The organism is Cyanobium sp. HWJ4-Hawea (genome assembly GCF_024345815.1).
GTDB lineage: Bacteria > Cyanobacteriota > Cyanobacteriia > PCC-6307 > Cyanobiaceae > Cyanobium_A.
Genome location: NZ_JAGQBV010000076.1, coordinates 1 through 7882, shown reverse-complemented (window position 1 = coordinate 7882; position 7882 = coordinate 1). Strand labels below are relative to the sequence as shown.

General features: G+C 61.4%; 8 protein-coding genes. 6 read left to right on the top strand and 2 right to left on the bottom strand.

What is annotated here, in order from left to right; all coding sequences use genetic code 11:
* A partial coding sequence (locus tag KBY58_RS12265) for a single-stranded DNA-binding protein (protein ID WP_255004604.1) occupies positions 1 to 387 on the top strand: 387 nt, incomplete at its 5' end.
* Between the two features lie 27 nt (positions 388 to 414).
* Here KBY58_RS12265 and KBY58_RS12260 read toward each other — a convergent pair.
* On the bottom strand, positions 415 to 621 hold the full coding sequence (locus KBY58_RS12260) for a hypothetical protein (RefSeq protein ID WP_254934012.1): 207 nt from the start codon (positions 619 to 621) through the stop codon (positions 415 to 417).
* Between the two features lie 22 nt (positions 622 to 643).
* Here KBY58_RS12260 and KBY58_RS12255 point away from each other — a divergent pair, with 22 nt between their 5' ends.
* The 3 genes from KBY58_RS12255 to KBY58_RS12245 are packed head-to-tail and all read left to right on the top strand — an operon-like array spanning position 644 to position 3264.
* Positions 644 to 1198 (top strand): DUF2854 domain-containing protein, encoded by a 555-nt coding sequence (locus KBY58_RS12255; RefSeq protein WP_255004603.1) that lies wholly within the window; start codon positions 644 to 646, stop codon positions 1196 to 1198.
* A 14-nt stretch (positions 1199 to 1212) separates the two neighbouring features.
* Positions 1213 to 2112 carry an acetylglutamate kinase gene (gene argB / locus KBY58_RS12250; protein ID WP_255004602.1) on the top strand — a complete coding sequence of 300 codons (900 nt, stop codon included), beginning with the start codon at positions 1213 to 1215 and terminating at the stop codon, positions 2110 to 2112.
* Positions 2113 to 2130: 18 nt separating this feature from the next.
* Entirely contained in the window at positions 2131 to 3264 is a 1134-nt protein-coding gene (locus tag KBY58_RS12245) for a DUF3153 domain-containing protein (RefSeq protein ID WP_255004601.1), read from the top strand.
* Between the two features lie 29 nt (positions 3265 to 3293).
* On the opposite strand, the gene priA is transcribed toward KBY58_RS12245, so the two are convergent.
* The gene (gene priA / locus KBY58_RS12240) at positions 3294 to 5558 is read right to left on the bottom strand and encodes a primosomal protein N' (RefSeq protein ID WP_255004600.1); all 2265 of its coding nucleotides are present in this window, start codon (positions 5556 to 5558) and stop codon (positions 3294 to 3296) included.
* Positions 5559 to 5929: 371 nt separating this feature from the next.
* Between priA and rpoD the strand changes: the two genes are divergently transcribed.
* Together rpoD and KBY58_RS12230 are read left to right on the top strand one after the other, a co-directional pair.
* Positions 5930 to 7288, top strand: coding sequence for an RNA polymerase sigma factor RpoD (gene rpoD / locus KBY58_RS12235; protein WP_254933444.1), 1359 nt, complete (start codon positions 5930 to 5932; stop codon positions 7286 to 7288).
* A gap of 88 nt (positions 7289 to 7376) precedes the next feature.
* Positions 7377 to 7882, top strand: a 506-nt coding sequence (locus tag KBY58_RS12230) for a glycosyltransferase (RefSeq protein ID WP_255004599.1), incomplete at its 3' end; no start/stop codon positions are given.

Here is a 7882-nt window from a genome sequence, read left to right as displayed (position 1 = left end):
GGTTGGGGCAATCTGGCGCAGGACCTGCAAAACCGGGTGCAGGTCGGTCAGAGGCTCGTGCTGGAGGGGAGGCTGCGCATGAACACCGTGACCCGCCAGGACGGGGTAAAGGAAAAGAAGGCCGAATTCACCCTGGCCCGCATCCATTCGATTGGCGCCGCCAGCCCTGTGGGTTCCGGCGGCAATGCCCCAGTTGCCAGCTCGACCCCACCCCCCCAGCGCAGGGTTGTCGGCAATGCCCCGGCGCCCATGCCCGCCATCACGCCGGGGGCTTCTGCCTCTTCTTCTTCCCAAGCGGCGTCCCCAGCTGCTTCAGCCCCAGCGGCCCCGGCCTGGAATAGCTCACCGCTGGTGCCGGATCTGGGTGAAGACGACATCCCGTTTTAACTTTGGCCCTTGCCGCCTAGAAGCCCCCTACTTGGCTTCCATGGTTTGGTGCACTTGGTCGAGTAGCTGGCCCAATTCCCTCTCGAGGGCCGCTAGGTCGAGGCGCCATTCGCCATAGTTGCCGGCATCGATTTGGCGTAGCAGCCAAAGCCGATCTGCCCTGAGCTGCTCCAGCAACTCCTGGGTGCCCACAACGGTTGACTCCGCCCCTGGGCTCTCCAGCTCGCTCGCCATTGGAATACCCGACAATTGCCATATGCAAGCACTTTTTTCGCCCGGCAGCCTGGTCACCCTCGCGGGCGCCCTGCTGACGGTGATCGGTTCAATCGCTTACCTCACTGACAGTCCGAATCTCAGCTTGCCCACCATTTTTTATGGGGTGCCGATCTTCATTGGTGGGCTTGCCCTCAAATCCTCCGAACTCCCCCCCGCCAAACGCCTAAGCCCCCCAGCCCAGTTCAAGGCCCTGCGCGAACTCCCCGAGAGTGAGCCCCTGCGCAAGCTGCTGGTGGATGTGGTGCGTTGGCGCTATGGCCAGAAGGCCCACCTGGAAAGTTCCTTGGAGGTGCTCAAGCTCTGGGATGAGGACGTCCCCCCCCAACTACTCAGCATTGAGGAGTTGGATTGCCAGGGCCACTACGGCCTGCGTATGCACTTCCAATGCGGGGCGGTGCCCCTGGAGAAATGGCATGCCCAGCAGGATCGGCTCGGTCGCTTCTTTGGGGCAGATCTGGTGGCTGAAGTTCAACCAAGAGGCCAAGCTGAGTTCATTCTGAGCCTTCTCCCCCAAGCTGGAGTTCCAGTTCCTTGACCCCTAGCGACTCTTTGGCTTCAAGCGATTCGTTGGTCACCAGCAACGACACCCTGCGCGTCGCCGTGCTCAGCGAGGCCCTGCCCTACATCCAGCACTTCGCTGGACGGCGGGTGGTGGTGAAGTACGGGGGGGCGGCGATGGCCACCGCCAACCTGCGGGACGCGGTCTATCGGGATCTGGTGCTGCTGGCCTCAGTCGGGGTGCAACCGGTGGTGGTGCACGGCGGCGGCCCAGAGATCAATGATTGGCTCGGGCGCCTAAACATCACCCCGGAGTTTCGCAATGGCCTGCGGGTAACCACGCCAGAAACCATGGATGTGGTCGAGATGGTGCTGGTGGGCAGGGTCAATAAACACATTGTCAACGGTCTCAATACCGTGGGCGGCAGGGCCGTAGGGCTTTGCGGTAGCGACGGCGGCCTGGTCACGGCCCGGCCCTACGGAGATGGTTCCAATGGTTTGGTGGGGGAGGTGGCTTCCGTCAATCCCGCCGTGCTCCAGCCCCTTTTGGCGGCGGGCTACATCCCAGTGATCTCAAGCGTGGCTGCCGATCTCGCCGGCCAGGCCCACAACATCAATGCCGATACTGTCGCTGGCGAGTTGGCGGCAGCCCTGCAGGCGGAGAAGTTGATCCTGCTTACCGACACGCCCGGAATCCTGCGGGATCGTGAATCGCCGGAATCCCTGCTGCGGCAGCTCACCTTGGCCGAAGCCCGGGAATTGATTGCCGCTGGGGTGGTGAATGGGGGGATGACCCCCAAAACCGAATGCTGCATCCGCGCCCTGGCCCAAGGGGTCTCGGCGGCCCACATCATTGATGGCCGCGTACCCCACGCCCTTTTGCTGGAGATATTCACAAAAACGGGAATTGGCACGATGGTCGTTGGCAGTCAGCGTGCCCTGCTCCACTGAGTTGGCTCCGGCAGCGTGATGGAGGAGCTCGCCCCAGAAGATCCTTTTCTGCCGGCCCGATCGGCCCTGGAGCGCGGTGACTACGGCCTGGTGCTGCGCAGCCTTGAGCCCCTCGTAACTAATTTCCCGGCGGCAACGCCCCTGGGGGCCGAGTTGCAGTTGTTGATGGCCACGGCCTGGATGGGCCAGGGCAACAGCGTGCGGGCCATGGCCTGCTGCCGCCAGGTAAAGCGCTGCTCCGATGCCAACCTGCGGGCCCAGGCCAGTGACTTGCTTTGCGTACTGGAGGCCCCAGCCCTGGAGCGTCCCAGGGAGTGGTCCATCACCCTGCCTTCCCTTGGTGAGGCCGAGCCGATTGCCGGGCGGATGCAGCAATGGGCCAGCAGCCGTCGGCGCAAAAAAAGTGACGACCCACCGCCTCCGCCGGTGGGCCCGACCAAGGCACCCCTGGGATTTGTGCTGGTGACCGCTGTTTTACTGCTTTTGACCCTCCTGCTGGGGGGGTGCATGGAGGTGCATACCCAGGTCCATTTCCAGGGGCCAGGCCGGCTCCAGATTGGATACCAGCTCCAGACCAGCCGCAGCCCCATACCCCCCTGGCAGCGCCAGTTCAGCCAGGCCCTGCGCCGCGCTGGCCTGCACTACAGCGCCCCGGAGCGATCTTCCGGTGGCGCCGATGACCAGAACCAATTTCTGTTGGGCCCAGTACAGCCAGCGGCTGAGGCCCTGCAGTTGTTGAGAGCCAATTTGGCTAGCGCAGCCCAACTGGCGGGAATCCAGCTGCCAAAACCTGATCTTTCACTGAAGGAGCGCAATTGGCTGGTGGGGGTTCGCCAAACCCTGCTGCTGGAAATTGACCTGCGCCAGGTGCAGGAGATTGCCGGGGTCCAACTGAGCATCGACCTTGATCCGGCCCGTCCCCGCTCCATCAGGCGGGCAGAGCCCCAGGCTGCCCAGCGCCTGGCGGGTAGGCGGCCTGGCCTGGCCTGGCAGTTGAGTTTTGGGGCCCTGAATCGATTGGAGCTCCAATCCTGGCGCTGGAGCCCCGTGGGCTTGGGTGGGCTTGCAATTGGCCTCGGCCTGCTGCTGGTGCTCACCCTGCAGAGGCTGAAGGTACTGATGGGTTTTGGCTTGCCCGAGCTGCCCGCCTAGCCATTTCGTTTCTGCCAAAGCCCTTTGATCTAAAGCGTGATTGGATCGGGGTCGATGGCCAGGCCAATGCCCGCGGGCAATCCCTGGCGCAGCTCCGCTTCCGGGGGTAGGGGCAAGATCGAATCGGCAGGTCCATGGAGCAGCAGCTGCCAGCGGCTCTTGCCTGCCACCTTCGCCACCGGGGCCGGTGCTGGCCCGATTAGCAACCAGCCGGCCCTTTCCACCGATGCTCGAATTTGTTCAGCCAAGCTGGTGGCGGCGGTGGCCGTGCCGCTGGCGGTCGGCCCATGGATCCGCAATAGGCAGGCCCGGCTAAAGGGCATCAGGCCCGCCTGGCGTCGCAGGTTAATTTCCTCGGCGAGGAAGGCTTCGTAGCGGCCATCCACCAGGTGGTTGATCACTGGATGGTCGGGGCTGTAGGTCTGTACCAGCACCTCCCCGGGTTGCTCGCCCCTGCCGGCCCTGCCGGCCAGTTGCAGCAGTAATTGCAGGCACTGCTCCGAGGAGCGCAGATCGGGCCGGTGCAGCAGGCCATCTGCCGCCAAGACCGCCGCCAGGGTCACCCGGGGCAGGTCCATGCCCTTCGCCAACATCTGGGTGCCCACCAGCACATCCGCTTCGCCGTCGGCAAAGCGGTCCAGAAGGCGCCTGTGGCCATCACGGCCACGGGTGGTATCTCGATCGAAGCGCAGCACCCGGAGATCCGCCAGCTCGCTGGTGAGTTGCTCCATTACCCGCTGGGTGCCGGCGCCAAAGGGCTTGAAGGCCGTAGATCCGCAGTGGAGGCAGCGGGAGCTGACCTCGGCGCGGTGGTCGCACCAATGACATCGCAACCATTCCTGGCCCGTGCCCCGGCGGTGCACGGTCAGGGCCACATCGCAGTGGGGGCACATCACGGCCTCACCGCAACTGCGGCAGCTCATGAAGGCCCGATAGCCCCGCCGGGGCACCAACACCACCGCCTGTTCCCCCTTGCTCTGCAGGGTCTCGAGCCTCCCCATCAGGGCCCTGCTCAACAGGCGCCGGTGGCCCTCCACCAATTCCTGCCGCATGTCGATAATTCGCACTGCCGGCAGGGGGCGGCAGCCGATCCGCTCCGGCAGGCGCAGCAACTTGGTGGTGGGATTTGGCCCCTGGCAGCTCAGCCAGCTTTCCAGGGATGGGGTGGCGCTACCCATCACCAGGGTGGCCCCCTCCTGGCGGCAGCGCAGCTGGGCCACATCCCTGGCGTGGTAGCAGGGCATGGGGCTTTCCTGCTTGTAGGAGCTGTCGTGCTCCTCATCGAGCACGATCAGGCCAATGCTCAGCAGGGGCAAAAAAATCGCCGACCTGGTGCCCACCACCACCAGGGGCCCCTCATTAAGGCAGCGGCGCCAGGCGGCCACTCTCGCCCCGTCTGCCATGCCGCTGTGGAATTCGACCACCCGCGGGCCAAAGCGTTCGCGGCTGCGATCCAGCAGTTGGGGGATTAGGCCGATTTCCGGAGTGAGTAACAGGACGCTTTTGGCCTCCGCCAGGGCCCTGGCCGCGGCCTGCAGATAGACCTCGGTTTTGCCGGCGCCCGTCACCCCCCAAAGCAGAAATTGTTGACTGCCAGCAGAGATCGATTCGGCTATCTGCGTAGTTGCGCCCTGTTGGGCTGGGGTAAGGGCCCTGGCGCCCGCGGGGGCCCCTAAAAACTCGGCTGATCTCTGAGCTCCCAAGCCAATGCCGCAGCCCAGGGGCTCCCTTTTCACCAGCCCCCGCCGCTCGAGGCCCGTGAGCACAGATCGACTCCAGCCGCCGCTGCAGAGCTCTGCCAGGGGAACTGGCCCCGGGCAGAGGCCGAGATGGTCGAGCAGTTCCTGTTGTTTAGCGGTCAGTTTGGAGCCGGCTTCGCCTGGAGCTTGAGCTGCGTCTGGAGTTGGAGCCAGTGAGACCTGCCAGCGCGGCCTGGGGTTTGGTTCTGCCGCCTGGCGTCTCTGGCCAAGCCAGCCAGGGGGAAGGGCGGTTTTTAGGGTTTTGAAGTGGCTGGTATGGCAGGTGCTGGCCACGGCTGCCATCAGTTTTTGCCAGTTCGCATCGATGGCTGCCCGTTGAACAATCCCCTCAATCGGTTGAATTGTTTTGCCGGCCAGCTCCGCTGGACATTGGCCGAGAACCTCGACCACCAGGCCGACATGGCGCTTCCCCTGGAGCCGTACCCGCACCAGATCTCCTATCCCCGCAGTGGATTCGCCCCCTGGATCGAGATAGGTGAAGACCTGGCCCTCACGACCCGCTTCTAACCAGATTTGAAGCCAGGGGCTTGGCAAGCTTGCAAAGGTGTCTAGCCATTCTTAAGATAATTAGGTTGGGCAGTCCAAAGGCTGCCGTTGGAACCCTGCAGAGTTCCTTCCAGTGGGAAGACCTGAAGAGAGAGCCCGGGAGCATGCCTCCCAATTTTTGGCCTCCCGGTCTGCGAAAACCCCTGACAGCCCTGCCCAGGCTTCGGCCGCCAATCCACTGTTTTTCTGGATTGTTATTGCTGTTCGGCGTGTTTGCCGCTCCGCCTAGCCCACCTAAATGTCGTTTTGAACCAAGGCTTTCCCCGAATGTGGGGCCCCATTGCCATGGCATGTCCGTTGGGCGGCTTGCCAGGCAGTTGGGGGTTGGGCCTGTCTTCTGAATTCATTGCCATCGTTCCATGAGCCCTGCTGCTGCAACCCCTGCTACTGCTGCTAAGTCCAAAGCCAAATTGGCGACGCCTGAAGCTTTGTTAGTTAAATCCGCCACTGGTGAGGTGCTCGAAGCACCCGATACATCCGTTGCTGATGGCGTGGCTAAAAAGCCTGCCGCCAAGAAGCCTGCGGCTAAAAAAGCCACTGTCAAAAAGCCTGCTGTCAAAAAGCCCGCGGCCAAAAAGCCCGCGGCCAAAAAACCTGCAGCTAAAAAAGTCGCTGCCCCTAAGGCCGATCTAGATGCGGCAGCAGCGGGCCTGGTGGCAGCTGCCGTCCAGCCAAATGTGGATGCGGCAGAGGCTGAGTTTGAGGACACCGCTGAGGTGGACGACAAGGCGGCGAAGGCCTTGGCGAGCATCAAGGTGGGACCTAAAGGGGTCTACACCGAGGATTCAATTCGGGTTTACCTCCAGGAAATTGGCCGTATTCGCCTGCTAAGGGCGGATGAGGAAATTGAACTGGCCCGCAAAATTGCCGACCTACTGCACCTAGAGGAGCTGGCCGCGCAATTTGAAGTGGACCATGGCCATCTGCCTGACAACAAGGAGTGGGCTGCCCTTGTTGAGATGACCAATATCAAGTTCCGGCGTCGCCTGATGCTGGGGCGCAGGGCCAAGGAAAAGATGGTCCAATCGAACCTCCGCCTGGTGGTCTCGATCGCCAAGAAGTACATGAACCGTGGCCTGTCCTTCCAGGACCTAATCCAGGAGGGCAGCCTGGGCCTGATCCGGGCCGCAGAAAAATTCGACCACGAAAAGGGCTACAAGTTCTCCACTTATGCCACCTGGTGGATCCGTCAGGCCATTACCCGGGCCATCGCCGATCAAAGCCGCACCATCAGACTGCCGGTTCACCTGTACGAAACGATCTCGCGCATCAAAAAGACCACCAAGACCCTCTCCCAGGAATTTGGCCGCAAGCCCACAGAGGAGGAGATTGCAGAGTCGATGGAGATGACCATCGAGAAGCTGCGCTTCATTGCCAAGTCTGCCCAGCTGCCGATTTCCTTGGAAACTCCGATCGGCAAGGAGGAAGATTCTCGCCTAGGTGACTTCATTGAGGCCGACATAGAGAATCCCGAGCAGGACGTGGCCAAGAACCTTCTGCGTGAAGATCTTGAAGGGGTACTCGCCACCCTTAGCCCAAGGGAGAGGGATGTGCTGCGTCTTCGCTATGGCCTTGATGATGGCCGCATGAAGACCCTAGAAGAGATCGGTCAAATCTTTGATGTGACCCGTGAGCGCATTCGTCAAATTGAAGCCAAAGCCCTGCGTAAGCTTCGCCACCCCAACCGCAACGGCGTACTGAAGGAATACATCAAGTAGGAAGGTTAGGTTAGAAACGGTGAATAGGGCACCGCAAATCACAGAACATTCGCCTAGGCAGAGGAATCTGCTTAGGCGAGTTTCTGTTGTGCTGCCAACCTTTAATGAGCGCGGCAATATCGAAGCGGTGATTATGCCGCTGCTAAGTTTGTCCGATAAGTTTGATTTGGAGATACTAGTCGTTGACGACGACTCTTCAGACGGCACCGCTGAGCTTGTTTGCAGCCTTTCTAGGCAAATACCCGAAATTAGGTTGATTCGGCGAGTTGGACGCTCTGGCCTGGCAAGTGCAATCAAGGAAGGCCTACTCGATTCCACCGGAGAGCTGGCGGTGGTAATGGATAGTGATGGCCAACATGATCCATCAGCAGTCCACGAAGCTCTGAAAAAACTCCTAGATGATGATCTTGATGTTGTAATTGGAAGCCGTTTTCACCTCGACGCCCAATTACATGGGCTTAGTTCTAGAAGAGAATTTGGCTCTAATTGGGCAAATGCCACTGCCAGATTCAGCCTGCCCGATGTCTATGGGAACCTCACGGATCCCATGAGCGGATTTTTTACCCTTCACCTGAATAGGGTCATGGGCCTGAT